The organism is Planotetraspora thailandica (assembly GCF_016863335.1).
GTDB classification, from domain to species: domain Bacteria; phylum Actinomycetota; class Actinomycetes; order Streptosporangiales; family Streptosporangiaceae; genus Planotetraspora; species Planotetraspora thailandica.
The window spans coordinates 132,361-157,685 of record NZ_BOOR01000027.1; the positions used below are offsets into that span (position 1 = coordinate 132,361).

The 25,325-nt window shown below is 67.0% G+C and carries 26 protein-coding genes, 2 tRNA genes and 1 pseudogene; 14 read left to right on the forward strand and 15 right to left on the reverse strand.

The features are described 5' to 3' along the window. Window positions 1-33 precede the first annotated feature (33 nt). Together galT and Pth03_RS19795 are read right to left on the reverse strand one after the other, a co-directional pair. Complete coding sequence (gene galT, locus Pth03_RS19790) at window positions 34-1,095, reverse strand: galactose-1-phosphate uridylyltransferase (protein ID WP_203945843.1); 1,062 nt, start codon at window positions 1,093-1,095, stop codon at window positions 34-36. Between the two features lie 76 nt (window positions 1,096-1,171). Beyond that, complete coding sequence (locus Pth03_RS19795; RefSeq protein ID WP_203945804.1) at window positions 1,172-1,990, reverse strand: DeoR/GlpR family DNA-binding transcription regulator; 819 nt, start codon at window positions 1,988-1,990, stop codon at window positions 1,172-1,174. Window positions 1,991-2,136: 146 nt separating this feature from the next. On the opposite strand from Pth03_RS19795, the gene Pth03_RS42535 reads away from it, so the two are divergent. Further along, the gene (locus Pth03_RS42535; RefSeq protein ID WP_370027834.1) at window positions 2,137-2,214 is read left to right on the forward strand and encodes a 50S ribosomal protein bL37; all 78 of its coding nucleotides are present in this window, start codon (window positions 2,137-2,139) and stop codon (window positions 2,212-2,214) included. Between the two features lie 79 nt (window positions 2,215-2,293). Here the strand turns inward: Pth03_RS42535 and Pth03_RS19800 are convergent, their stop codons facing one another. From Pth03_RS19800 to Pth03_RS19810, 3 genes are all read right to left on the reverse strand, one after another. Beyond that, on the reverse strand, window positions 2,294-2,863 hold the full coding sequence (locus Pth03_RS19800) for a TIGR03086 family metal-binding protein (protein WP_203945805.1): 570 nt from the start codon (window positions 2,861-2,863) through the stop codon (window positions 2,294-2,296). Between the two features lie 83 nt (window positions 2,864-2,946). Beyond that, window positions 2,947-4,686: an ATP-binding SpoIIE family protein phosphatase gene (locus tag Pth03_RS19805; protein ID WP_203945806.1), complete on the reverse strand. Its 1,740-nt coding sequence runs from the start codon at window positions 4,684-4,686 to the stop codon at window positions 2,947-2,949. 232 nt (window positions 4,687-4,918) lie between these two features. Continuing rightward, window positions 4,919-5,416, reverse strand: a complete 498-nt coding sequence (locus tag Pth03_RS19810) for a DUF2087 domain-containing protein (protein WP_203945807.1) — start codon at window positions 5,414-5,416, stop codon at window positions 4,919-4,921. Window positions 5,417-5,547: 131 nt separating this feature from the next. On the opposite strand from Pth03_RS19810, the gene Pth03_RS19815 reads away from it, so the two are divergent. After that, a complete protein-coding gene (locus tag Pth03_RS19815) occupies window positions 5,548-5,946 on the forward strand; it encodes a VOC family protein (RefSeq protein ID WP_203945808.1) in 399 nt (132 codons plus the stop codon). A gap of 120 nt (window positions 5,947-6,066) precedes the next feature. On the opposite strand, the gene Pth03_RS19820 is transcribed toward Pth03_RS19815, so the two are convergent. Next, entirely contained in the window at window positions 6,067-6,261 is a 195-nt protein-coding gene (locus Pth03_RS19820; protein ID WP_203945809.1) for a DUF1737 domain-containing protein, read from the reverse strand. Between the two features lie 191 nt (window positions 6,262-6,452). Further along, window positions 6,453-7,433 (reverse strand): IS630 family transposase, encoded by a 981-nt coding sequence (locus Pth03_RS41595; RefSeq protein WP_308442365.1) that lies wholly within the window; start codon window positions 7,431-7,433, stop codon window positions 6,453-6,455. On the opposite strand from Pth03_RS41595, the gene Pth03_RS41600 reads away from it, so the two are divergent. Continuing rightward, complete coding sequence (locus tag Pth03_RS41600; RefSeq protein WP_239119196.1) at window positions 7,350-7,628, forward strand: hypothetical protein; 279 nt, start codon at window positions 7,350-7,352, stop codon at window positions 7,626-7,628. The genes Pth03_RS41595 and Pth03_RS41600 overlap by 84 nt on opposite strands. A gap of 85 nt (window positions 7,629-7,713) precedes the next feature. Here Pth03_RS41600 and Pth03_RS19835 read toward each other — a convergent pair whose 3' ends face one another. Continuing rightward, window positions 7,714-8,637 carry a helix-turn-helix transcriptional regulator gene (locus Pth03_RS19835; protein WP_203945810.1) on the reverse strand — a complete coding sequence of 308 codons (924 nt, stop codon included), beginning with the start codon at window positions 8,635-8,637 and terminating at the stop codon, window positions 7,714-7,716. A gap of 210 nt (window positions 8,638-8,847) precedes the next feature. Between Pth03_RS19835 and Pth03_RS19840 the strand changes: the two genes are divergently transcribed. From Pth03_RS19840 to Pth03_RS19860, 5 genes and pseudogenes are all read left to right on the forward strand, one after another. Beyond that, window positions 8,848-9,825, forward strand: a complete 978-nt coding sequence (locus Pth03_RS19840; protein ID WP_203945811.1) for an aldo/keto reductase — start codon at window positions 8,848-8,850, stop codon at window positions 9,823-9,825. Window positions 9,826-9,886: 61 nt separating this feature from the next. Then, window positions 9,887-10,867, forward strand: coding sequence for an aldo/keto reductase (locus Pth03_RS19845; RefSeq protein ID WP_203945812.1), 981 nt, complete (start codon window positions 9,887-9,889; stop codon window positions 10,865-10,867). A gap of 416 nt (window positions 10,868-11,283) precedes the next feature. Further along, window positions 11,284-11,703, forward strand: coding sequence for a VOC family protein (locus Pth03_RS19850; protein ID WP_203945813.1), 420 nt, complete (start codon window positions 11,284-11,286; stop codon window positions 11,701-11,703). Window positions 11,704-12,129: 426 nt separating this feature from the next. Beyond that, window positions 12,130-13,320: pseudogene (locus Pth03_RS19855) on the forward strand (IS3 family transposase). Between the two features lie 40 nt (window positions 13,321-13,360). After that, on the forward strand, window positions 13,361-13,573 hold the full coding sequence (locus tag Pth03_RS19860) for a tyrosine-type recombinase/integrase (protein ID WP_203945814.1): 213 nt from the start codon (window positions 13,361-13,363) through the stop codon (window positions 13,571-13,573). A 66-nt stretch (window positions 13,574-13,639) separates the two neighbouring features. Here the strand turns inward: Pth03_RS19860 and Pth03_RS19865 are convergent. Continuing rightward, a tRNA-Pro gene (locus Pth03_RS19865) sits at window positions 13,640-13,713 on the reverse strand. 89 nt (window positions 13,714-13,802) lie between these two features. Here Pth03_RS19865 and Pth03_RS19870 point away from each other — a divergent pair. Continuing rightward, window positions 13,803-13,876: transfer RNA gene (locus Pth03_RS19870), tRNA-Gly, on the forward strand. A 92-nt stretch (window positions 13,877-13,968) separates the two neighbouring features. Here Pth03_RS19870 and Pth03_RS42540 read toward each other — a convergent pair. Next, window positions 13,969-14,460 (reverse strand): tyrosine-type recombinase/integrase, encoded by a 492-nt coding sequence (locus Pth03_RS42540; RefSeq protein WP_373318565.1) that lies wholly within the window; start codon window positions 14,458-14,460, stop codon window positions 13,969-13,971. 728 nt (window positions 14,461-15,188) lie between these two features. Between Pth03_RS42540 and Pth03_RS19875 the strand changes: the two genes are divergently transcribed. Further along, on the forward strand, window positions 15,189-15,458 hold the full coding sequence (locus Pth03_RS19875) for a hypothetical protein (RefSeq protein WP_203945815.1): 270 nt from the start codon (window positions 15,189-15,191) through the stop codon (window positions 15,456-15,458). A gap of 618 nt (window positions 15,459-16,076) precedes the next feature. On the opposite strand, the gene Pth03_RS19880 is transcribed toward Pth03_RS19875, so the two are convergent. Continuing rightward, window positions 16,077-16,715, reverse strand: coding sequence for a TetR/AcrR family transcriptional regulator (locus Pth03_RS19880; protein ID WP_203945816.1), 639 nt, complete (start codon window positions 16,713-16,715; stop codon window positions 16,077-16,079). A gap of 92 nt (window positions 16,716-16,807) precedes the next feature. Here Pth03_RS19880 and Pth03_RS19885 point away from each other — a divergent pair, with 92 nt between their 5' ends. Next, a complete protein-coding gene (locus tag Pth03_RS19885) occupies window positions 16,808-17,938 on the forward strand; it encodes an FAD-dependent monooxygenase (RefSeq protein WP_203945817.1) in 1,131 nt (376 codons plus the stop codon). Between the two features lie 24 nt (window positions 17,939-17,962). Here Pth03_RS19885 and Pth03_RS19890 read toward each other — a convergent pair whose 3' ends face one another. The 3 genes from Pth03_RS19890 to Pth03_RS19900 all read right to left on the reverse strand — a co-directional run bounded on the left by Pth03_RS19890 (window position 17,963) and on the right by Pth03_RS19900 (window position 21,186). Continuing rightward, window positions 17,963-18,526 carry an SMI1/KNR4 family protein gene (locus Pth03_RS19890; protein ID WP_308442364.1) on the reverse strand — a complete coding sequence of 188 codons (564 nt, stop codon included), beginning with the start codon at window positions 18,524-18,526 and terminating at the stop codon, window positions 17,963-17,965. A 228-nt stretch (window positions 18,527-18,754) separates the two neighbouring features. Then, window positions 18,755-20,041 carry an aspartate--tRNA(Asn) ligase gene (aspS, locus tag Pth03_RS19895; RefSeq protein ID WP_203945819.1) on the reverse strand — a complete coding sequence of 429 codons (1,287 nt, stop codon included), beginning with the start codon at window positions 20,039-20,041 and terminating at the stop codon, window positions 18,755-18,757. 503 nt (window positions 20,042-20,544) lie between these two features. After that, on the reverse strand, window positions 20,545-21,186 hold the full coding sequence (locus Pth03_RS19900; RefSeq protein ID WP_203945820.1) for a hypothetical protein: 642 nt from the start codon (window positions 21,184-21,186) through the stop codon (window positions 20,545-20,547). Window positions 21,187-21,406: 220 nt separating this feature from the next. Here Pth03_RS19900 and Pth03_RS19905 point away from each other — a divergent pair, with 220 nt between their 5' ends. The 3 genes from Pth03_RS19905 (at window position 21,407) to Pth03_RS19915 (ending at window position 23,405) form a co-directional block, all read left to right on the forward strand. Then, the gene (locus Pth03_RS19905) at window positions 21,407-22,126 is read left to right on the forward strand and encodes an MBL fold metallo-hydrolase (protein WP_203945821.1); all 720 of its coding nucleotides are present in this window, start codon (window positions 21,407-21,409) and stop codon (window positions 22,124-22,126) included. 79 nt (window positions 22,127-22,205) lie between these two features. Further along, window positions 22,206-22,766, forward strand: coding sequence for a GNAT family N-acetyltransferase (locus Pth03_RS19910; RefSeq protein ID WP_203945822.1), 561 nt, complete (start codon window positions 22,206-22,208; stop codon window positions 22,764-22,766). Between the two features lie 114 nt (window positions 22,767-22,880). After that, window positions 22,881-23,405, forward strand: coding sequence for a flavoprotein (locus tag Pth03_RS19915; RefSeq protein ID WP_203945823.1), 525 nt, complete (start codon window positions 22,881-22,883; stop codon window positions 23,403-23,405). Between the two features lie 15 nt (window positions 23,406-23,420). Here Pth03_RS19915 and Pth03_RS19920 read toward each other — a convergent pair whose 3' ends face one another. Beyond that, the gene (locus Pth03_RS19920) at window positions 23,421-25,256 is read right to left on the reverse strand and encodes a multicopper oxidase family protein (protein ID WP_203945824.1); all 1,836 of its coding nucleotides are present in this window, start codon (window positions 25,254-25,256) and stop codon (window positions 23,421-23,423) included. Window positions 25,257-25,325: the final 69 nt, after the last annotated feature.

A 25,325-nucleotide genomic window follows, 5' to 3' on the forward strand; every position in this document is an offset into this window, starting at 1 on the left:
CCTTTGCCAGTTAAAGTCGAAATAAATCAGTGATCAACTCGTTATGTCCGCATCGCGGAGCATATGAGCTGCTTCTTCCGGAAGGATGTCGTTGACGAAACCGCCCATCGCCGACTCCGAGCCCGCGAGGTACTTCAGCTTGTTGGGCGCACGCCGGATGCTGAACAGCTGGAGGTGCAGATAGGCGAGGTCCCGCCCCTGGGACACGGGCGCCTGGTGCCAGGCCGCGATGTACGGCATGGCCACCCCGAACAGGCCGTCGAGGCGGCGCAGCACCCGCGTGTACAGCGGACCGAAGGCCGCCCGCTCCTCCGCAGACAGCGCGGGGATGTCGGGCACATGCCGGTGCGGGTAGACGTGCACCTCGAACGGGTAGCGGGCGGCGGCGGGCACGAAGGCCGTCCAGTGCTCGTTGGCCTCGACCACCCGCGGGCCTGAGCGCTCGGCGGCCAGCACGTCGGCGAACAGGTTCCCGCCCTGGTGCCGGGCGGCCACGTCGAGCATGCGCCGCGTCCGGGGGGTCACGTACGGGTAGGCGTAGATCTGCCCGTGGGGATGCGGCAGGGTGATGCCGATCTCCGCCCCCCGGTTCTCGAAGCAGAAGACCTGCTCGACGCCGGGAAGCGCGGACAGCTCCGCCGTGCGGTCCGCCCAGGCCTCCATCACGAGCTCGACCTGCTCGTCGCTCAGCGACTTGAACGAGGCGTCGTGGTCGGAGGTGAAGCAGACCACCTCGCAGCGCCCCACGCCCGGCCGTACCTGGCTGAGGCCGCCCACCTGCTCGTAGTCGCCGGTGTTGAAGCTGAAGGACGGGAAGCGGTTCTCGAACACCGCCACGTCGTAGGGGGAGGGGATCTCCGACCACGGCCGGGCGGGGCACAGTGGGCACTCGTCGGCCGGGGGGAGATGCGTCCGGGTCTGCCGGTGCCGCGCGACGGCCACCCACTCGTCCAGCAGCGGGTCGTACCGCAGTTCGGACGCCAGCGGCCGAGGCGGGAGATCACGCCGGTCGAGGGCGCTGTGGTCGGCGTCGTCGCGCCGGTCGAAATAGATCAGCTCCCGGCCGTCGGCCAGATGGCCGATCGTGCGCTTCACCGTGACGGCCATGTGATGCCCCCCATGTTTCCACTCGTCATGCGTTCATTGATGTGCTCGCCGGCCACCCGATCCATCAGGCACCGTCCGCCGCGGCCTGGCCGTCGTGAACCGCCTCGCCGTGAATCCGTGCGAGGACCAGTTCACCGGCGTGCCGGGCCAGCTCCGCCCGTGCGTCCTCGGGCAGGCCCGTGTCGCTGACCACCGTGTGCGCCCGGGCCAGTGGTGCGATCGTGCTGATGCCGACCGTGCCCCACTTGGTGTGGTCGGCCAGCACGACCAGCCGGTGCGCGGCAGCGACCAGTTCGCGGTCGGTCTCGGCCTCCAGGAGGTTAGGCGTGGTGAACCCGGCTCTGGCGTCCATCCCGTGCACGCCCAGCATGAGGACGTCCACGTGCAACGACCGGATGGCCGCCACGGCGACCGGCCCGACCAGGGCGTCGGACGGCGTGCGCACCCCGCCCGTCAGCACGATCGTCTGGTCGCCGCGGCCCCCCCTGTGGAAGACGTCGGCCACCCGCACCGAGTTGGTGATGACGGTCAGGTCAGGCACGTCGATCAGGTGATGGGCGAGCGTCCAGGTCGTGGTGCCCGCCGACAGGGCCACCGCGCTGCCTGGCCGTACGAGCTGGGCGGCCCGGCGGGCGATGGCCTCCTTCTCGGCCTGCTGGCGAGCGGACTTGGCCGCAAAACCCGGCTCCTCGGTGGAGCCCGCGCCGGTGGCGGTCGCGCCGCCGTGGACCTTCTCGATGAGCCCCCGCTCGGCGAGGGCCTCCAGATCGCGGCGGATCGTCATGTCGGAGACGCCGAGGTCGCGCACCAGCTCGGCGACCCGGGCTCCACCGGTCCTGCGGACCTTGTCCAGGATGGCCTGTTGCCGCTGCTGGGCCAGCATCACCGCTCCTATCAAACAGATTCCACCAAATTATGACATATGGATGTTGGTTCCTGGTGATATGCCGGGACCGGCCACTTGTACGGCAGGCGAACTCGGGAGACAGTGGAAGGCCGTACCCGTACCGAACCGGGAGGCGATGCGTGATGGGCAAGCGAGCGCGCAAGTCCAAGGCACGCAAGAAGAAGAAGGCCAACCACGGCAAGAGGCCGACGGGCCGTTAGGGCGCGTCAGCCGGCGAGGGAGGCCTGGGGGCGGGCCGTGAGGTGGAGTGCCTGCACGGCCCGGTTCAGCCCCCTGTGCTCAGCCCCTCCTGCCCCAGGCCGCGAGCAACCTGGTCTGCTGGTCCGCGTCGTCGGGGACGTTCCGGTGGTCGGCGATGACGCCGGCCTGGTGGTAGCCCTCCTTCGCGGCGGCGAACCATTCGGCGCACGCGGCGACCAGCTCGGGATCGAGCCTGTCAACGGCGCCGATCGCGCGGGCCAGGTCCCAGGTGTGGATCAAGGCGTCCGCGAAGAGCTCCGTGACGTACTCCTCGCCGAGCACGTCGCCGAAGGGCAGGTGGGCCACGCTGGTCAGGGCGCCCTCGGCGTACACCGCCTGGACCGCGGCCTGGGACGACACCTCGAACGCCTTGATCGCGTCGTCGCCGAGGACGTCGCGCTCGTAGGTGTCGCTCACCTCGGTGACCGTACGGCCGGCGAGGAGCTCCGGCGCCCAGAGGTTCTCGTTCACCAGGTGATTGACCAGCACACGCACGCTCCAGTCCACGCAGGGGGTCGTGAGCTCCCACTGGTCGTCCATCACGAGGTGGAGTCGGCTGCCGAAACCGTCCAACGCCCTGCGGTACGCATCACGGATGTCGATCATCATGTCCCCTCCTCGCCCAGGAGCTGTCCTTCGACCGTAACTCTTCCGAACGATCAGGTCATACCGGTCTTTGTGGGGCGAACGGGTCAATGAATGCGCTGTTCGACCCAGACGATCTTTCCGTACACGGTTGGGCGGGTGCCCCAGCGGTAGGCGAAGCGCTTGACGAGCTGCAGCCCGCGGCCGGTGTCCTCGTCGGACGTGGCCGATCGGGGAGCGGGGGTTGCGGGCGACCCGTCGGCGACCTCGCAAACGAGCGTGCGGCCACGCAGCAGGCGCAGTTCGATCGGCGGCCAGCCGTGCTTGAGCGCGTTGGTGACCAGCTCGCTGACGATGAGCTCGGTGCTGTCGAGGAGGCTGCCGAGACCCCAGGACGACAAGGTGGCCCGCACGAATCGGCGGGCGTGCGCCACGAACCTCGGATCGGCGGGCAGCGGGCAACTCGCGACCTCGTCCGGGTCGAGATCCCTCACCCGGGCGAGCAGCAGCGCGATGTCGTCACGCTCGTGGCCGGGCCGCTGACTGCTGATCGTCAGGTCGCACTTGTCCTCCAGGTCCTCGACGGGTCCCGCCAGGAGCCGGCGCAGCGCCATGATTCCCGCGTCGATGTCGCGGTCTCTGCTTTCGACCAGGCCGTCGGTGTAGAGGGCGAGGATGCTGCCCGCGGGCAGCACGAGTTCGCGTGTCTCCAGGGGATCGCTGCCGATGCCCAGCGGCAGTCCCGAGGGCAGCTCGATGATCTCGGTGGAGCGGTCGGGATGGATCAGCACCGGAGGGACGTGCCCCGCCCTGGCGAAGGCGCACGTGCGCGTGACCGGGTCGTAGACCGCGTAGACGCAGGTGGCGATCTGGGTCGGGTCGAGGTCCTGGCTCATCAGGTTGAGCCGGAAGAGCACCTCGTCGGGCGGCAGGTCGAGGCTCGCCAGCGTGCGCGCCGCCGTACGAAGCTGGCCCATGGTGGCGGCGGCCCGGGTGCCGTGGCCCATGACGTCGCCCACGACCAGCGCGGATCGGCAGCCCGGCAGCGGGATCACGTCGTACCAGTCGCCGCCGACGCCCATCAGGTCGCTGGCGGGCAGGTAGCGGGAGGCGACCTCCATGCCGAGCGGCTGCGGCAACTCGGCGGGCAGCAGGCTGCTCTGCAAGGTCAGCGCGGTGCGCCGTTCGCGGGTGTACAGCCTGGCGTTGTCGATGCACACGGCGGTTCGGGCGGCGAGCTCCTCGGCCACCGCGACGTCCTGCTCGTCGAACGGCCGGCTGGCCGGCCTGCGGCTGAACACCGCGCAGCCCAGCACCCGTCCGCGGGCCTTCAGCGGTACGGCGAGGAACGAGGACTCGGTGAGGAGATCGGCGACCGCGTCCTCCCGGCCGGGCTGGTCGCCGGCGCCGATCAGCCGGGCGCTTTCCTTGTCGAGCACCGGGTACATCAGCGGCTTGCCGGTCGCCATGCACAGGGCGTGGGGGAGGGTCGCGGGGTAGGCCGTCACCTCGTCGAGCGGGAAGGCGTGCAGCCAGGCGTCCGGGTTCTCCCCGGCCAGTCCGAGCGCGACCCGGCGGAACAGCGTAGCGGTGTCGATCGGCCGGGACGGCAGCTCCCCGTCGATCATCAGCCGTTCCTGCACCATGATCGCCGCGGTGTCGGCGAAACGCGGGACCGCCACGTCCATGAGCTCGCGGCTCGTCTCCGCCAGGTCGAGAGTGCTGCCGATCCTGCGGCTGGCCTCGTTGAGGAACGCCAGCCTTTGGTGCGCGGACGCGGCGCTGCTCCGGCGCCACTCGGCCCGGTTGTCAGGAGAGGGGTCCTTGACGACGCAGTTCCGGTTCAATCGCTACTCCGGCGGAAACAGACGGTGTCCCAGAATCGTATGAAGGAGACAGGTCACAGTTCAGCGATCCCGGAAGTCGGTCCGAGATTGCCAAGAAATGACGAAATTTCCGAAATCAACCCCGAGATCGCTCGGCGTGGCGGCCGAGACTCTTGGCGGCAGATCCCCCGACCCCGCGCCGTACGGACGATCATACGACTCACCGAGCGGCCCCTGTCCGGCCGGTCCGAAATCAGGAGCTGCCCCCGGAGCGCCAGTACACGTTGTTCTCGCGGCTCAGGAACTCCTCCTCCACCAGATAGCGCCGCAGGGCCGCGTAGTCATCATGAAAAGCACGAAGCGCGACATTTACTTCTTTTTCGGGATATCGGATGCCTGGCTCGAAGACCTGCGCCACGTAGTCCAGCACCACGAGCCGCTTGGCACGCTTGGTCGGGATCGACGCCAGCCTCCCGTCGACGAGGAAGGTGTCGAGCATGGTCGTCCGCTCCTTGGGCGCCGCCCTGAGCAGGCTTCGGAAGGCCTCCGGCTCGGCCCGCCAGCCGTCCCCCTCCCGTACGGCCAGGCCGGCCCGGGCCAGCCGTTCCAGCGCCCGCTCGGCCGCCTCGTCTTTCAAGCCGGTGACCTCGGCGGGCGGGTCACCTGGCCGCAGCACGAGACCGGCGAAGACCTGCAACGTGTCGTCCTGCCCGAGGAGGCCGAGGACGCGGTGAATGTCCCTTTCGATCATCGCTCCACCGTACTTTCCACGGGTCGTGCCACGCCTTCCCTTTACGTCGGTTGAGCGGCCTGGGAGGCGGCGGTGACCAGCGATTTTGTACCGTCGGGAATGTACGGCCGGTTCTGACCCCGGAGGTTCCCGTGCCCGCGAAACTCGACCACACCATCGTCCACAGCAGCGACAGATTCACCTCGGCCCACTTCCTGACCGACCTGATCGGCGCTCCCGAGCCCAAGGCGTACGGACCGTTCGCCGCGGTCCCGCTCGCCAACGGTGTGACCGTGGACTACGCCGATTCCATCGTCAAGCCCGACCGGCTCGTGATGCAGCACCTGGCTCTGCTCGTGTCTGAGGAGGAGTTCGACGAGATCTTCGCCCGGATCGTCGAGCGGAGGCTGCCCTATTGGGCCGAACCCGCCCACAAGGGCTCCCAGCAGATCAACCATCGCCATCACGGGCGAGGGGTCTACGTCGACGACCCCGATGGGCACGCCATCGAGTTCCTCACCCACACCTACGTCATGGACGGCACGGGCTGACTCCGATGGTGGCCCGGCGCGTTCACATGATCGCCTTGTGATCGGCTGCACTCAGCCGTCGGCGAAGGCCGCCGTCCGATGATCGCGGTGGCCGTTGATCTGGTGCGATCAGGTCGCCCGTCAATCAGGGATCACCGTGGTTGCCGGCCGGATGAGCGCCTGACCGACGATCACGCGTTCACCGTTGAACGTCAGGGAAGGCGACCCGTGCAACTCGTAGCCGAGATCCAGCATTTCGCTGATTCTCCGGCAGAAAGCAGCGTCGTCGGGACCGGTGAGGACGCGGTATCTCGGGAGATCTTCGGTGGAGGTCATGCCGCGATCCTAGAGTCGGGCGGAGCGGGCAGCCGTTGACCTGCTGCGATGGTGGTCGGGGCGACAGGATTTGAACCTGCGACTTCTTGCTCCCAAAGCACTGGTCATGACGCTTTGGACCTGGCGTTTATCCAGGTGAAGGCACATGTTCAGTGCATGGATGTGCAGTGGAAGGCTGGGCTAGTGGCCCGTCACGCAACCTTGGCCGGGTAACTGGTCCAGCTTCGGATGGGTGAGCTGGCGGCGAAGTTGGTCTTGGGGGCGGTCCGGGCGTTGCGCCAGCGGACGTAGCCGGCGATGGCGGCGTTCTGTTCGTCGTGGGTGCGGTGGTCGGTGCCGTTGAGGGCGTAGTAGCGCAGCGCGGCGAACTCCGATTCGATCCAGTTCAGCCAGGAGCCGTAGGTCGGCAGGAACACCAACTCGATGTCGTTGGCGGCGGCCCAGGCCCTGACCTCGGGATGTTTGTGCGGAGAGTAGTTGTCGGCGATCACGTACAACGTCTGGCCGGGCCAGCGGGCGCGGAGCGTTTTGAGGAAGGACAGGTACTCGCGCCATCGCTTGCGTCTGCGGATCCGGTAGTACAGCTTGCCGGTGGCCAGATCCAAGGCGGCGATCATGTGCATGACACCGTGGTAGCGGTTGTAGGTGGCCCGCAGCCGAGCCGGGGACCCGACCGGCCGCCAGCGTTTGCCCTTGCGCGGCATCAGGTTCAGCGGGCCGAACTCATCGACGCAGATCACCCGTCCGCCGTCGGGCGGGTGATCGTATAACTCCAGCACGCGCTGCATCTTGGCGATGAAGTTCGGGTCGGTGGAGGCCTTCCACGTTGTGGTGGTCTGCCAGCTCACCCCGCCCTTGCGGAGAATTCGGCGTAGATGCTCGCGGCTGATCGCTGCGACCACGCCGCGGGCGATCAGGTGCTCGGCCAGCGTCTTCAGGCTCCAGGTGGACATCCCGGTGATGCCCCACTCGGCGGGGACCGTCTTGGCGATCAGGCAGATGTGCTCACGCACCTCAGGACTGATCGCCGGTGGACGGCCCCCGCTCCATTTTGGGTCCAGCGCCTCGAACCCCATCTCGTTGAAAGCATGGATGACATCACGCACGTAATCGTCACTGACCTGCATCAACGAGGTGATGTCCCGGACGCTTTGGCCCTGGCCGGACATCATCACCACAATCGCCCGCCGCAGCTTGATCGGATCCTTCGCAGTCCGCGTGATCCGCTGCAGCTTGCGGCCTTCCTCCATCGTCAACGGCCGGACGAACACTTCCGGTCGGCGAGCCACGACCACCTCCATGTTGCGGAAGCAGCCAGCCTGACGGGTTCACCGCACGAGATCAATTACCCGGCCAACGTTCAGTGACGGGCCACTAGGCATCCCGGAAGTCACTCAGTTTGACACTCACTCGGCGGAGGCTCGGCGACCGTCTGGTGCTCGTAGCCGCGGTTCAAAGCTGCTTGCGTGTCTGCTCTGGGTTCGTCGCCGGTGCGTGTGAGGCCGGTGGAGATGCGGTCAGGTCGAGCAGGTGCAGCGCGTCATGGTCGGGGGTGCCGGGTTCGGCGACGTACACGCCGAGGCGCTGGCCTGGGGTGTCCTCCAGATGCATGGACTGGGCGGAGAGAGTGATCGTGCCGACGTGGGGGTGATGGAAGGTCTTGTGTGCGGGTTTGCGGCCTGTGACGTCGTAGCGTTCCCAGAGCTTGGCGAAGTCGGGGCTCTTGAGAAGGAGTTCGCCGACGAGGCTGGTCAGGTCGGGGGCGTCGGGCGCGGTGCCGGCGACGGCGCGCAGCCGGGAGACGCAGGCGCGGACCTGGTTGTCCCAGTCGGGGAACAGCGTGTGGGCGGTGGGGTGGAGGAAGAGGTAGCGGGCAAGGTTGCGCTGTCTGGTGGGCCAGTCGTCCAGTCCTGCGTACAGGGCGAGACCGCCGGGGTTCCAGGCGAGGAGGTCCATGCTGCGGCTGATGATGTAGGCCGGATTCGGGCGTACTGAGTCCAGCAGCAGCTTCAGGTGGGGGCGCACAGTTCGGCTGGGTGCGGGCGGTGGCTCGGGCGCGTAGCGAGCGGCGCGGGCGGCCAGCTCCCGCAGATGGTGATGTTCCTGGTCGTTCAGGTGCAGAGCTCGGGAGAGGGCGTCCAGGACGGAAGGGCTGGGGCGGGTCTCCTTGCCGCGCTCTAGGCGTACGTAGTAGTCGATGCTGATTCCGGCCAGGGTGGCCAGCTCCTCCCGTCGCAGTCCCGGGGTGCGGCGCAGTCCGGGGCCGGTGGTGAGGCCGACCTGTTCCGGGCTCGTCTGGGTGCGGCGGGCGCGGAGGAATCGTCCCAGCTCCGTGCCCCCGCTTTCGCCGCTGCTGGGGGTGCGCTGAGCTGACATGGTTCCAGTGTCACATCCCGCTGACCTGCCGGGCAGCACCGTTGGGGGGCCCTGTCATTACCCCCGAACGGCCCGGCCTGCCACCTGCGCCGTATAGGGGCGAGGGTGGGATCACGGCAACCTTGAAGCTGTCCCCCTAGCTCGCGGCGAAGGAGCGAGCAGCTCAGTGCCCGAACCGATCGTGACCTGAAGTGGAGATGGAGTAGCGCTGTGAAGCATGTAACGCTCGGTGACCTTTATGTTTCTCGTATCGGCCTAGGGACGATGGGGATGTCCCACGGGTATACCGGAGCTGGCATGGACGATGCTGAGTCGATCCGCACCATCCACCGGGCCCTGGAGCTGGGTGTCACGTTCCTCGACACCGCGGAGGTCTACGGCCCGTATACCAACGAGGAGCTGGTCGGTCAGGCATTGAAGGGTCGCCGCGGGGAGGTGGTGCTGGCGACGAAGTTCGGTTTTCTGTCCCACGCTGGCCGGCCGTCCGGGCAGCTCGACAGCAGTCCGGCCAGCATCCGCACCGCCGTCGAGGGCTCTCTGAAGCGGCTGGGCACCGACTACATCGACTTGTACTACCAGCACCGTGTCGACCCGCAGGTGCCGATCGAGGACACGGTCGGGACCCTGGCCGAGCTCGTAACCGAGGGCAAGATCCGCCACATCGGCCTTTCAGAGGCCAGCCCGGAGACGATCCGCCGGGCCCATGCCGTCCACCCGGTCGCCGCGGTTCAGACGGAATACTCCCTGTGGACCAGGGACCCGGAGGCACGGGTGTTGCCTGTGCTGCGGGAGCTGAACATCGGCTTCGTGCCGTACTCCCCGTTGGGTCATGGATTCCTCACCGGGAAGATCAGGTCCACCGACGACTTCGACGACACCGACTGGCGCAAGAACAACCCCCGCTTCACTGGCGAGAACTTCCAGCGCAACCTGCGCATCGCCGATGAGGTCCAAGCCGTCGCCATCGAAGCAGGCGTCACCCCCGCCCAGGTCGCCTTGGCCTGGCTGCTCACTCGGGGCGAGGACATCGCCCCGATTCCCGGCACCAAGCGCGTCGCACGCGTCGAGGAGAACACCGCAGCCGACGCCGTGAAACTGACCCTCGAGCAGATCGAGCAGCTGAACAATCTCACCCCTGCATGCGGCGACACCCACGACGAGGCCGGCATGCGCCTCCTCGAACGCTGACCAGCACCCGCAGCACCGCACGACGGGCCCGAAGGGCCCGCACGCTGAGAAAGGACACACCGTGGACTACACCCGCCTTGGAACGTCGGGACTGAAGGTCAGCCGCATCGCCCTGGGGTGCATGAGCTTTGGCGACCCCGGCAAGCGAATGCCATGGGTGCTCGACGACCACGAGGCCGACCCGATCTTCCGGCAGGCCGTCGACCTGGGCATCACGTTCTGGGACACTGCGAACATCTACGGCCTGGGCACGTCGGAGGAGATCGTCGGGCGTGCTCTCAAGAAGTACGTCCAGCGCGACGACGTCGTGCTGGCCACCAAGCTGTTCCAGCCGATGCACCAGGGCCCGGGCGGGTCAGGCCTGTCCCGCAAAGCAGTCATGGAACAGATCGACGCCTCCCTTAAGCGCCTGGACACCGACTACATCGATCTCTACCAGATCCACCGCTTCGACCCCGAGACACCGGTCGAGGAGACGATGGAGGCCCTGCACGACGTGGTCAAGGCCGGCAAAGCCCGCTACATCGGGGCCTCATCGATGTGGGCCTGGCAGTTCGCCACTATGCAGCACACCGCGCAGGCGGGCGGATGGACCCGGTTCGTGTCCATGCAGGACCAGTACAGCCTGATCCACCGCGAAGAGGAGCGCGAGATGTTCGGCCTGCTCGCCGCCCAAGGCGTCGGAAGCATCCCCTGGAGCCCCCTGGCGGCAGGGTGGGTCGCGCGTCCATGGGGAGAGTCCTCCACGCGCCGTTCGCAGAACTATCCCGTCACCGACCCCAAGGGGCGGCCTCTGTTCCTCGACAGCGACCAGGCCATCGTCGACACTGTGCAGCGGATCGCGGAGGCCCGCGGCGTGCCCATGGCGCAGGTCGCGATGGCCTGGGTCCTCAAGAACCCTGTCGTCTCGGCACCGATCGTGGGCGCCACCAAACCCCACCACCTGGCCGACGCCGCCGCCGCACTCGACCTCCAGCTCACCGACGAGGAGACCCACTCCCTGGAGGAGCCCTACGTGCCCCGCATGCCCACCTGGTTCTGACGGGCTTCACCGCCAGAGCCCGGCCGCCGCGGTACTGGCTGGAAACCAGCACGCCGAATGCCCCGCGTCTTGCCCCGTCCACCCTGGCCGCCTGTAGAAGCCACATCGAACATGTATGCCCAACCAGGCAGCCAGTTTTAAGGTTTCGGTACGCGATCGTCTAGCCTGCTGCGACGCAGGTCACGCGCCTAATCGTCTCGCTCATGGCTTACCGTGGCTTGCCGTGAGTCACCGCACTGACGGGCACGCGACGGGCACGGGCAAGCAGCGCCCGTCGCCCCCGAAAATGAGTGCGGGGTCATATCATGCGGTCGCCAGCTCGTCGGACTCGGCATTCTTATGCACGGGTCGATCGAACCGTGTCAGACTCAACTGGCGTGATCAGGGCGCCTTACAGACAAAAGGCAGGACACCCGATGGCAGCCGACGCCCACCCTCCCGTGATTTCGCTGATGCTCGCCGTGCCTGACGCCTCAGCCGCGGCGCGATGGTATGCCCAGGCGCTTGGGGCCAACGAGTTGTGGAACCTTGGCGGCGTGGTGGGACTGACCGTCGAGGGCGCCCCATTCTTTCTCGGTGAACCTACGAACAACAAATGGGACACCCCTGCCGTCCTCGGCTCCAGAACGGTACGCGTCGAGGTCTTCGTGGATGATCCCGACAGCTTCATCGAGCGCGCCGTTGCGGCCGGAGCGGACGGCAGTGTTGACGAGATTCGCGACCACGAGGCGCCATGGGGCGTTCACCGGCAGGGCGGCTTCATCGACCCGTTCGGCCATCTGTGGCTTGTCGGCGACAGATCCCCGCTCAGGAAACACGACATCCGGAACGGCTGACTGGTCACGGGTTGGTGGAGGTACAGAGGTCGAGCGCTGTCGCGCTGGATTGATCGAGAACAGCGAAGGCGAGATGTAGGCAAGGGGACCACCTACTGGCGGGCACGGGGCTATCGCCCCGGCTGGACTCACTCCGCCCCCGATAGCTGCCGGATTCGCGACTGCCGCCCGGGTTCTGTCAACTGGTGCTTCGCGTGTCCATGTTCCCGGTGACCTTCCACGCGCGCTGGTCGCCCTACCTGCACAGCGCCGGTTGACAGGTTCCGGGTGCCGCGAATACTCGGGCAGCGGGGGCGGGGGACCCCGCACCCTTCCAGCTCAGCCAGCTACGACCGAAGTCGGCACGGCCGTTCCTGAATCGCGCTGGGTTCCCTGGAGGCCCTGAAGCCAGCATGATCTTGCTGGCGGAAGGGAGAATGACGCACGATGCCAGCCCCCAGGAAGTACCCCGACGAACTGCGTGAGCGCGCGGTGCGGATGGTCTTTGAGGTCCGTCAGCAGACCGGGCAGGCAACCGGCACGATCGCCCGCGTCGCCGATCAGCTCGGTGTGCATTGCGAAGCGTTACGCGGCTGGGTGCGCCAGGCCGAGATCGATGCCCAACAGCGGCCTGGCACCTCCACCGCCGATGCCCAGCGGATCGCAGAGCTGGAACGGGAGGTCCGTGAGCTGCGCCGCGCCAATGACATCCTCAAGGCCGCGGCCACTTTTTTCGCCAAGGAACTCGACCCTCGACCGCCCAGGTAGTCGATTTCATCCAGGCCCACCGAGACCAGTTCGGAGTCGAGCCGATCTGCCACGTGATCGAGTTCGCTCCCTCGACCTTCTACGCGGCCACCACCCGGCCGCCCTCGGCGCGAGCGGTACGTGACGAGCAACTGAAGGCCGACATCATCCGCATCTGGAACAGCAACTTCGAGGTGTACGGCGTGCGCAAAATGTGGAAGGAGCTGGCCCGTGAGGGCATCACCGTGGCCCGGTGCACCGTCGGACGGCTGATGAGGCAGCTCGGCCTGACCGGTGCGGTTCGCGGTGATCACAAGATGCGGACCACCATCGCCGAGACGCAGGCCGCGCGGCCTGCCGATCTGGTCGAACGCGACTTCAGTGCGACCGCACCCAACCAGCTGTGGGTCGCCGACCTGACCTACATCCACACCTGGTCCGGGTTCGTCTACGCCGCGTTCGTCATCGATGTGTACTCGCGGATGATCGTGGGCTGGCGACTGACTGACCACTTGCGCACCGACCTGCCTTTGGACGCGCTGGAGATCGCGCTGTGGCGGCGCGGTGGCCAGGTCGACGGGCTGGTTCATCACTCCGATCGGGGATGTCAATACCTGTCACGACGCCGGCGCAGTCTGCTCGGTGGGCTCACGTGGTGATTCCTACGACAACGCCCTGGCCGAGAGCACCATCGGCCTGTACAAGACCGAACTCATTCATCGGCGCGGCCCGTGGAAGGGCCTCGACGACGTCGGGATCGCCACCATGGAATGGGTGGACTGGTACAACAACCGGCGCCTCCACAGCGCCTGCAACGACCTACCACCAGCAGAATTCGAAGCCCTCTACCGCACAAAGATCAACCCGACTATCCTCACCGCAGCCAGCTAATCCGGCCTCCAACAATCTGGGCGCGGTTCACGTTGATGGATTGGACTCCGCCGCGTGGACGCCCCGCGAGCTCCGGCACAGCTTCGTTTCTCTGCTCTCCGACAGCGGCATCCCTCTGGAGGAGATCTCCCGCCTCGTGGGGCACAGCAGTACGGCCGTTACGGAAGCGGTGTACCGGAAGCAGATCCGGCCAGTGCTGCAAGGGGGAGCGGTGGCCATGGACCGCATCTTCAGGGAAGATCCGGAACCGTAGTCACTCAGTTTGTCACGCAGAAGGCCACCCCCGATCTTGGGGATGGCCTTCTTGCTGGTTAGAGAGTCGGGGCGACAGGATTTGAACCTGCGACTTCTTGCTCCCAAAGCAAGCGCGCTACCAAGCTGCGCCACGCCCCGTCTCGTCAGGTACGCGCACGCTCCGAGACTCCGGTACGCTTACGCCCTGACGACCGGATGAAGTCTAAACCAGATGAAGACCGGCGCGCGCGGACGTAGCTCAATGGTAGAGCCCCAGTCTTCCAAACTGGCTACGCGGGTTCGATTCCCGTCGTCCGCTCCAAGCACGAAAGGCCAGGTCACCCCACCCGGGGAACCTGGCCTTTGTGATCTTCGTCTGCTGTTTTGGATCTTCCGTGCCACACACGTGCCACATTAAGTTTCTTTGATCTTGAGCTTGTTGCGTCCGTGAACGCCTGGCCGAGTGCCTTGGCGATGGCCTGATCGCGGTCCTGGGAGGCGTGCAGGTAGATCAGCGCTGCCCGAGGGGACGAGTGACCCATTCGCGCCATTGGCTGCTGCCAGGGTGTTTCCCACGTGGCGTAGATCGTGGAAGCGAACGTCAGGTAGGCCGACAGCCGTACGAGCCTTGTTCCAGATCCGTCGGAAGCTGGAGCGCCGCAGGCGGGCACCCTTTGGGCCGACAAACACCCAGCCGTCCGCCGCCTGTTCGGAGTAGAGCTCCAGGTGCTCGCGAAGGTGAGGGATGAGCTCCGGAGGAATTGCGACCCCCGACGGCTGGCGCGGGACTTGGGCGTGTCGACGAGAAGGGTGCCACCGTCGAGTTCGACCAGCGCGCCGACGACCCGCACCACCCCGGCTTCTAGGTCGAGGTGGGTACGGCGAAGGCCCGCCAACTCCCCCCACCTCAAGGTCGTGAAGGTCGCCAAGGGCACGAGCGCGCGATAGCGCCCAGGCACCACGTCGAGGAACTCGAGAACCTTCGTAAGAGGGATCAATTCCCGTTCCGGAGTGTCCGGCGTGCTCGCGCCCTTGATCTGGCAAGGGTTGCGCCTGATCTCCTCGTCCTCAACCGCCGTGTTCAGGATGACTTTGAGCGGCGTGTACGCCTTTGCGACCGTGGATTGGCCGACAACCCGTAGGCGCTCCTTGCGCCAGCGGCGGCGCGCACCACGCCGACAAGCGGCGTGAGCATCAGATTGACGGCATTACGGCTTGTGCGGATGAAGGTCTCCCGATTGGTGGACGGTCATAGCCATGGGCACGCGCAGAGTCGATGAGACCCGGAAACCGACAGGCGCCGATGAGCGAAGGGGAAGAAGAGGAGAGGGGCAGGGGGGAGGAGTAAGGGGGTCGGGGTTCACCGAATCGTTTCGGAGCCAAATCGACGGGGGCCCCTCCAAGATCAGCTTGGGGGGCATGGGAGGAGAATCGCGGGCAGGGGCGGTGCCCCTCCCGAATTGGCGGGCCAGTGTAATTGCACCCCAAACTGATCTTGCCCCGTCGATCCAGCACCACCGCAACGATTCGTCAAACCCCTCATGTGGAGGTCAAATGCGTGACGAGCCGCGCTTTACGTGAGGGTTTGTAGGGGGGTGGGCGGACGGGGCGGGGGTTACCAGTACGATCACCGCGTGGCGTCTATAGGTCCGATTGAGCTCATAGTCCTTGGTTTGCTCCTTGTGTTGGCCGTCTGTTTTGTCGGCTTCATCATTTTCGTGGGGGCGAGGGTTGTAAGAGCGCGCGGACCGTTCGGCGGGGCTGGCTCGAACGGCTCCCTTGATCTCGCAACGAAGGTTCGCGGGCTGAAGGCTCAGGGACGGTTTGAACAGGCCATGTTCCTCGTTCGAGGCGAAACCGGTTTCAGTGAAGAAGAGGCGCGCTCATTCGTGGAACGCGCATGATCGAAGGCCGTGCCACAGACGTCCCAGACGAGGCAGTAAATGAGGGGGACTTGCGGGGACTCACGGACAACGGAATACGCCGACTGGCCTGCACACCAGCGGGTCAGCAGAGGATGGCCCGAAGTCTTCCAAACTGGCTACGCGGGTTCGATTCCCGTCGTCCGCTCCAATCATGAAAGGCCAGGTCACCCCACCCGGAAGCCTGGCCTTCATGATTTCCACACGAGCTGAGGGATCTTCCGTACCCGATGCGGTTTCGTCGTGCCCGTTCATCGCCTGCTGAAAGGCCATCACGTCCAGTTCGACGCGGGCCGCCGGCCGCTGAGATCTACGGCCTGGAGCCGAACCTGCACTGTGGCCGAGGAGACCGAATGCTGGGAGGAACTCCTGCCCTGGTGGACGAACGAGAACCTAAGCGGCGGTTGGTGACGGTTCGTCCCTGAGGCCGTCAGCCGTGTTGTCTACACCATCCCGGGCTGCGTCAACTAACCGTCCGGTGGATCCGTGTCCGGATGCACTACGAACACGGATCCACCGAACCAACTCTTAATCTGTAGGTTCAGAGTTCGAAGACCGCGACGGCGGTCAATGGGCATCGCCAAGACGCTCGTGTACGGCTCAAGCCGTACCGTGCCTGGGCGGTTCGGCCGTCCAAGCCGACGCCTGCAGCCATGGGGTGAGCGCCACGTCAGTCGCCCGCCGGACGGCCTCCTGTATCGCGGCCGGGTCTCCGAGCCCGTCGAGGTCGTCGAGCAGCACCTGCAGCGCGCCCGTGACCGCGCCGACGAACGCCCCGGTCAGCGCTGCCGCGCTTACTTCATCGAGCCGCTCGGGGAACGCCGCGGCCAGATGTCTGGCGATTTCGCGCTGCGCGTCGAGCTGGATCTGCAGTGCGCGCCCGCGTACCACCGGCACGCTCCGCACCAACCGCAGCCTCAGCGCGGCGAGCCGGCTTGTCATCTCGTCGCTGTCATCGCCGACCTTGTGCAGCGCCCGCAGTAGCACTTCGGCCGGCCCTTCGCCTGGGCCGCGTGACGCGATGGCCTCGACCGCCGCCTGCACCCGCGCGTCACTCTCCGGGAACAGCAACTCCTCCTTGCTGGCGAAGTAGCTGAAGAACGTGCGTGTGCCGATGTCGGCCTCGGCGGCGATGTCGGCGATGGTCGTCTCGTCGTAGCCGTTGCTCTCGAACAGCTCCGTCGCGGCGTCGACGAGGGTTTGGCGGATGCGGGCCCGCTTGCGGTCGCGAAGAGACACGCGACCCAGCATATGGCACTCGACGCAGGCCCGCATCCAACGCGTATCGGCACTCATTGCAAACCTGCATCGAGTGCGGTTATCGTGTCGGCATGTCCCCTCGCAGCGTGCTCATCTCCGGTGCCGGCGTCGCCGGCCCCACCCTGTCCTACTGGCTGGCCCGTCACGGGTTCGAGCCCACCGTCGTGGAGCGGTCGCAGGGCCTGCGCTCCAGCGGCAACCCCGTCGACGTGCGCGGCCCTGCCCTGCCCGTGGCCGAAGGAATGGGCATCATGCCCCGCCTGCGCGAGGTCGCCACCCAGGTGACCGACATGCGCGTCGTCAACGCCTCTGGACGGCAGGTAGCCCGCGTGGCCATGCCCGCCATTCGTAGCGCCGCCGGCAATCAGGAGGTCGAACTCCCGCGCGGCGACCTGGCCGCCGTCCTCTACGAGGCCGCCCGCGACGACACCGAGTTCCTGTTCGACGACACGATCGTCACGATGCGGCAGGACGAGCACGGGGTCGACGTCACCTTCGATCAGGCCGCACCACGTCGCTTCGACCTTGTCGTCGGCGCCGACGGTCTCCACTCCACGGTCCGGCGACTGGCCTTCGGCCCGGAGGCCGACTTCGTGCGGCACATGGGTGTCTACGTCGCGACCATGCCCCTCGACGGCCCTGTCGACCACCCGCACGACGTGCTCATGTACAACACCCCTGGCAGGCTGGTCTCCATCCACCCGTCACGGGGCCGTGCCCTCGCCGCCTTCATCTTCCACAGCCCGGCGATCACCGGCTTCGACTACCGCGACACCGAGCAACACAAGCGGATCGTCACCGAGGCCTACGCCGACGCCGGCTGGCGAGTGCCGGAACTGCTCGAGCGGCTCCAGAAGACGGAGGACCTGTATTTCGACTCGGTCAGTCAGGTGCGTCTGCCCACGTGGGCGCAGGACCGAATCGCACTGCTCGGCGACGCGGCCTCGTGCGTGTCGCTGTTCGGCGACGGCTCCAGCCTCGCCATGGCCGGCGCCCACACCCTCGCCGAGTCCCTCGCGCGAACGGCCGACCACGCGGCCGCCTTCCGCCGCTACGAGATCGAGCACCGCACCCTGGTCGACCCGAAGCAACGCAACATCGGCCGGGCCACAGCGCTGCTCATCCCCAAGACACGGATGGGAATCGCCGCCCGAAACCTCGCCGCGCGGGTCTGGCTGAACCGCCGCGGTTCTAATGGATGATGTGCCTCGGGTTCGCCGCAGTCGCTAATCCTCATCTTCATAGGCCTCGCACGAGACCAGGCCATTCATGAACTCCCCGAACGAGCCGGCGATGCGCCGGGGAATTCTGTCTTCGTCGACGTAAACGACCGCCGGCTCCCCGTCCGGTCCGGATTCGGAATAGTCCAGCATGACCGTGTCATGGCCTGCCGCAGGGGTGACGCCCAACACCACCCCGACCTCCGGGTACTCCCACTCGGAGATCAGGTAAGCGGACTCGGCGTCGAGGCCGTGCTCATATCCGATGCCCACGATGATGTCTATCTGGAAGTGGTCAGCAGCCCAGGACGTCCGAAAGCTCGTTGGATGGCAGCTGTTCTTCAGTACACCGCCGTTCTGCCGATACATGAGGTCCACGTAACTCCGCGGCAACCGAACTCCGAGTGTTTCCTCGGCCCGCCGAACCATGTCCTCGGTCAGAGGTGGTCCAATCCATGGCGAGGGGCTTTCTTCGAATGGAGAAGTCATTTCGGTACAACCTCTTTGTGTGACGAACTCGCGTGGCGACACACGGACTGCCGTGGACGCCGGCGGACGACAGTGAACCATGGCAGAAGGCAGGGCGAGCGCCCAGGCGGTTCAGGCGCGTGCCAGATGTCGTCCGCTCCAATCACGAAAGGCCAGGTCATCCCGTACAGGAGACCCGGCCTTTTGTGCCTTCCTCGTGCACGTTAGTCGCCTGCTGGGAGGGTGTCCCAGCGCTCAGTCGATCGCCTCCTCACGACCTAACGGGAGCAGGCGGGGGGTTGGCGCATAGCGTGTGGTCCGCACGGGCTGTCACGGGCTGAGGCGGTGCAGGTCGCGAGGGAAGAGGGTGGTCTGGCGAATGTTCGCGGCGCCCGTCAGGCGGGAGGTCCAGCGTTCCAGGCCGATGGCGAAGCCGCCGTGTGGCGGCATGCCGTGGGCGAAGGCCTTGAGATAACCCCGGTACGCCTCTGGGTCCTCGCCCCGGCCGGCGAGCGCCGTCACATAGTCGGCGTGAAGGTGCAGCCGCTGGCCTCCCGTCACCAGCTCCAGCCCGCGGAAGAGCAAGTCGAAGCTGCGCGAGTACTCCGGCCTGGCGGGGTCGGGGTGAGTGTAGAAGGGGCGCTTGGCCATCGGATAGCCCGTGACGAACAGGAACTCCGAGCCGTGTTCGCGCAGTGCCCACTCGCCGAGCCAGCGTTCGTGTGCGGGAGCCAGGTCGGGCTCGCCGCGCGGGTCCTCGCTGGTGTGCCGGGCGAGAAGTTCCTGCGCGTCGGTGAAGTGAATCGCTGGGATCTCCTCCGGGACCTTCGGTACATCTATTTCCAGGAGGGCGGTCGCAGTCCCGGCGCGTTCGGTGACGGCGGCATGCATACCGGTGAGGGCGTGGGTGAGGACCGCCATGATGTCGCGGTGGTCGTGGATGAAGCCCAGTTCGGCGTCGAGGCTGGTGTACTGCGCCAGGTGCCTTGCGGTGTCATGTGGCTCGGCTCGGAAGACCGGCCCGACCTCGTACACCCGCTCGAACACCCCGACCAGGGCTTGCTTGAAGAACTGAGGAGACTGGGCGAGAAAGGCGGGCTTGCCGAAGTAGTCGATGCCGAACACGTTGGCGCCCGACTCCGTCGCCGAGGCCACGATCTTGGGCGTGGAGGTCTCGACGAAGCCGAGGCCGTCCAGGGCGGCTCGGAATCCAGCGACCCCTGCGGCGGCGATTTCGAACGGTGCCCGTAGCCGGGGGTGCCGCAACGCCACGGGCGCATGGTCGAGGACTGTGGGCAGTGCGCCGGCGACGACGGGCCGGTACAGGTCGAACGGCGGCGACTCGACCGGCGAGGAGAGTACTTCGATCACCGGGTCGACCAACTCGGCCCCACCGGGCGCCTGAGGGTTGGCGGCGACAGTGCCGGTGACCTCGACGACGGTCTCCTCTGCGAGCTGGACCGGTTCGCGCAGCACGATCTGGGCCAGTCCGGAGCGGTCCCTCATCACAAGGAAGGACACCGACTTGAGTTCGCGGCGGCGGTGCAGCCAGCCGGCGAGACGGACGTGGCTGCCGACGTGCGTGGGCAGGTCGGCAGCGAGGATACGAGAGATCATCACAATCCTTGAGGAATATGAGCGATCCCTTGGGAGTGCGGGGGAGAAGGGAACTCCCGGTGCCACCGCACTTTCGCCGCCGCCTCAGCGGCGGCCTCATCCTGGCCCGATTACGGGGGCCGACCGGCGGGGCATTGGGCGACTTCGCCGTTCCTCCCCGCACTCGGGAGGGTCTTCGTCTCGGGAACGCGAGACCGCCTTCGCAGCTTCCGGCGGCTCTCTGACTCGCGTGATCCCGGAACTACTTGTCTCCGTCATCGCGTTGCGCCTCATCCTAGGATGATCAGCGAGCTCGTGCGCTCCATTATCAGAGCGGAAGAGGGCTGTATCGCCAGCTCAGCGACGTGCCGAAGCGTGAATCGCCGGTCTACTGAAAGAACGCCGGCAGGTGCCTTCAGGACGATGAGTAACAGGTGAGTCTTTCGGGCAGACCACGGCACGGTCGGACCTGCGACGCGGCTATGAGATCAGGCCTTTGAGTGACTCGCGGGAAAGACAGCCGCTTACAGCCGAGCCTGTGCTTCCTGGACGTGGCGCAGGATGCCGTAAGCGCCTGCCGCCTCGGCGATGGAGCGGGCCTCGTCAAGAAGTCCCAGCGCCTCGTCGCGACGGCCTTCCTCGGCGGTCACGTAGGCCAGCCCGACCAGGTTCGCCGCGACACCGGGAAGGAATCCGACCTCACGTCGTAGCCGTGTCGATTCCTCCAGGCGTTCCCGTGCCGACTTCAAGTGGCCGGCCCTCTGGTCGGCGATGCCCAGGTGCCTGAGCGCGTAGGACGCGGTCAACGAGTCGCCGATGCCCATCGCCTTCTGGCAGGACTGTTCGAGCACCGGAATCGCTGCGGCGTCGTCGCTCCGTACGACCTGGTGGAAGGCTCCGATCCAGAACAACGCCTCGGCCTCGCCACTCACGTTGCCGAGTCTCCGGTAGAGGTCGGCTGCGCGCTCGAACAGACTCAATTCCTCAGGGTTCTCGTGTCCGCTCTGCAGGAACCACGCGTGTACGACACGGCCTCGGGAGAGGGCGAGGTCCGCCTCCACCGCGTCCAGTTCCCGCTCGGCCGCCGTCACAGCATCGGTGTCGCCCCCGAAGACCGCCTGTTCGTAAAGCAGCCTGGCCTGCTCGATTCGATCGTCAGCACCCATCTCGCCCCGTCCACCGGTTTCGCTCGCCTCGTCGAACCCCAGAAGGCCGAGACTCGGATCCTGGGGGAGTAGACGGTCTCTTTCATACTCGGCCCCGTCGCACATGGGAAGATCAAGATCGTAACTTCGCGGGCTGAGTCCGGACACGGGCCGGGCCCCTTCGATACGCCCTCGGCACAATGCAGGCGTCCACTGCGCGGCAGCCGTTTAGCGTCGCGGCATGGAACCCATTCCGATCACCCGCACGGTCTGGCAGTTGCGCTTCCCGGTCGGGCACGTTCACGTGGTGCGCCTGCCGGACGGGTACGCCCTGATCGACACCGGCATGCCTGGTTCCGCCCCCGCGATCCTCGACGCCCTGGCACAGTTGGGTGGCCGTCCCGCAGACGTCCGGCAGATCGTGCTGACCCACTCGCATGTCGACCACATGGGATCGGCCGCGGATCTCGTCGCAGCCACCGGTGCCCGGGTACTGGCCGGAGCCGTAGACGCCCCGTTCATACGTGGCGCGGCTCCTGAACCCGAACCGGTGCACACCCCCTCGGAACGCGCACTCCATGAGCAGGTCATGGCGAGGTTCGCGGATGCGGACCTCCCGCCCCTGCGGCGCCTGGAGGTGGACGCGGACCTGCATGACGGGGACACGCTCGACGACTGGGGTGAGCCTGTTCATGTTCTGCACGTGCCAGGCCACACCCCGGGGAGCATCGCACTCCATCTCCCGGCCGGCGGCGTGTTGTTCTCCGGCGACATCGTCGCCACTGCGGAAGGCCGCGTGATACTCGGCCCGTTCAACGTCGCCAGGGAGCAGGCCATCGCCTCCTTCCGGCGGCTGGCGGCGTTGGAGGTGGAGATTCTGTGCGTGCCGCATGGCGAGCCGGTCACGGAAGGCGCGGGCGACCTGCTGCGAGCGGCCACACCAGAAAAGGACTGGATATAGACCTCCTCCCCCTCGCCGGGAGATCGCCACGGCCTGATATCCAGTGGCGAGCCCGCCCGGTCGTGGCCAGGATCGCGGCATGGACATCTTCCTGGAGACCGACCGGCTGGTCCTGCGCGCGTTCACGGTCGCCGACGCCGACCACCTGCTCGCCTTGGACAACGACCCCGACGTCATGCGCTTCATCAACGGCGGCCGGCCGACCAGCCGTGAGGCGATCCAGGCGCAGACCCTGCCGCGGCTTCTGCACGACCACCCCTGTTTCGGGACGCGCGGCTACTGGGCAGCGGAGGAGAAGAGCACCGGCACCTTCCTGGGCTGGTTCGAATTCCGGCCGTTGGACGACCATGACCCTGCCGTGGTCGAGCTCGGCTACCGGCTGAACAAGGCGGCGTGGGGGCGCGGCTACGCCACCGAGGGATCTTCTGCCCTGATACGCAAGGGGTTCACGGAGCTCGGCGTCGAGCGGGTGACCGCGAACACCATGGCCGTCAACATCGGGTCTCGTCGTGTCATGGAGAAGTCGGGCCTGTCATTCGTACGGAACTTCACCGAGGACTGGCCGGACGCGATCGCGGGCTCCGAGCACGGTGAGGTCGAATACGAACTCACCCGGGCCGAGTGGCAGCGATCTCAATAGGCATCAGCGGCACGATCCCGTCGTCCGCTGTCCCGCCGCGATGGGGTCGCGTGGACGAACATAGGGAAGTGAGGCCGTGATCGCGGCCGTCCAGCCATCCCTGGGAGGACCCACGTGGCCGCGACCGGCAGTCTCCTCTACGTGATCGTCTGTGCCGCCGGACCCGCCGGTGATGTCGGCCGCCTCGTCGCCATGGCCCAGGACGACGGATGGGCCGTCCAGGTCGTCGCCACTCCGGCGGCGCTCGATTTCGTCGACGCGCAGGCGTTGGAGGTGCAGACCGGCCGGTCCGTCCGCAGCCGGTATCGCAAGCCCGTCGAGCCCAAGCCGCCGCGGGCCGATGCGATCATCGTGGCCCCCGCGACGTACAACACCATCAACAAGTTCGCCCACGGAATCGCCGACACCTACGCCCTCGGCCTCCTCGCGGAGGCGCCCGGACTCGGCATTCCCGTCGTCATGGTTCCGTACGTCAACGACGCCCTGGCTGTCCGCGCCCCGTTCCTACGGTCGGTCGAGCAACTCCGCGCCGAAGGCGTGTGCATGCTCACCGGTCAGGCCAAGCCACACATCGCCGACACCGGAGCAGCCGACGTGTTTCCCTGGCGCTCCGCTCTGGCCGAGCTCGAAGACCGGTGATGTACGGCCCGGGCGCTACACGATCACCTGCCAGGGCCGCATCATCTCGTTGTCCTCGTGTTCCACCATGTGGCAGTGCTGGACGTACTCGGCGGGGGTAACGCTCCGGGTGCCCGGGACGCCGGCGATCTCCGGAGGCAGGTCAAATCGGAGAACGATCCTGGTCACCATGTCGGGAAAGGCGACGGCGATGTCCTTCCAGCCCATCTCCTCCGGCATGGGGCCGATCACCTCGCCGCGGAGGTAGTGCCGCAGCACCGGCTTGGCGGCAGGGTCGCGCCCGGCGGCGATCCATTTCTCGAAGGCCCTCCGGTAGGGCTTCGCGTCGAACCTCTGCCGGTTGAGGATCTGGAACTGCACGAGATGAACGTGCATGGGATGGGCGTCGTCGGAGGCGTTGACGTACTCCCACACCTCCGTGGTGCCCGCCCGGGGGAACTCCTCGACGGGGTCGGTGAAGAACCGCTGGTTGATGGCCAGATGTGTCGACTTTCCCGCGGCGTCCTTGTTCGCGATGAGGACGAACTCGCGGCTGGGCAGCCCGGGTGTGGGCCGCAGCGGCGGGACCGACGGCAGCCGGAGCCTGTCGGGCGTCGCCGTACGGTCCGGACTCGACAGGCCGGGGGTCACATTGAACCGCATGATCTCGGGCATCGGGGTGCCCTTGCCGCCCTGGGGGTACGGCGTGGGCGCGTCGTTCCTCAACGTGATCGTCGTGCCGGGCGGCGTTCCGGTGAGGTCGAGGATCAGGTCCAGCCGCGCGGCGGGCGGGAGCAGGACGCTCGTCAGCCGCAACGGCGAGGCCCGGAAGCCGCCGTCGGTTCCGATCACCCAGAACGGCCGGAGGGTGCCGCCCTCCTGGAACCACATGTGGAAGAAGCGTTGGTTGGAGGCGTTCAGAACCCGCAGCCGGTAGCGCCGTGGTTCGACCGCGAGGTACGGGTACGCCTTGCCGTTCACCACCGGGATCTCGCCGAAGACGTTGGGATTCCACTTGGGGTGGTAGGGGCTCGGCCCCTTGTCGGGGTAGAAAAGGGCCCCGCCGGGCGTGAAGGACCGGTCCTGCAGGATCAGCGGCACCTCGAAGTCGCCCCGCGGCAGCGCCAGGCTCTCCTCCAGTCGGTCTCGGATCAGGTAGGCGCCCGAAAGCCCGGCGTAGTTGTTCAGCCGGGTGATCGCCATGGCATGGTCGTGGTACCACAACATGGTCGCCGGCTGGCGGCTCGTGTAGCCGTACAGAGCCTCGTTCGCCGCGGCGCCACCCATGGTCGCGTAGCCCGGCCCGTGGATGCCGCCGGGGGTGAACCAGGCCTCCGGGCCGCCGTCGAACTGGGGAGCGTCGAAGCCGCCGTGCAGGTGGGTGACCGTCCAGACATCGGGCACTGCGGGGAAGTCCTGGGGCATTCGCCCGCCGGGCGGATCGGGCGGCACGCCGGGGACGTTCTTCCAGAGCGTCACGTCGACCGCCGACTGCAACAGGTGGGTCGTGGGCAGGTCGTTGCGGTATTTGACCACCACAGGCCGGTCCCGGTGCGCGACGATCGTCGGCCCCAGATAGCCGAGGCCGATCAGCCCGCCCGCGGCGGACGGGCCGGACGCCCAAAAGCCCCAGGCATGCGCCTCCGGCAGGTCCCGGTGAAACCGCCAGGGGCTCTGCCGCATGGTCAGCTCGTAGTAGTCGGCGCCCGGGTATGCCGCCGTGTGCGGCACGGCCACCGGCAGCCGCGGCATCGGGTCGACGTACTTCGCCAGCCGTACGGGTGGCGGCGGCCGATCCGGCGTCTTCACGGTGGACGCGGCGGCACCGGACACCGCCGCGAGGAGTAAGAATTCCCGCCTGGTCAGCTCCATCGGTTCGTTCCCACAGATCCCGGGGTCGCCGTTCTGGCCACCGTGCCCGGATATTGCGGGCAATATCGA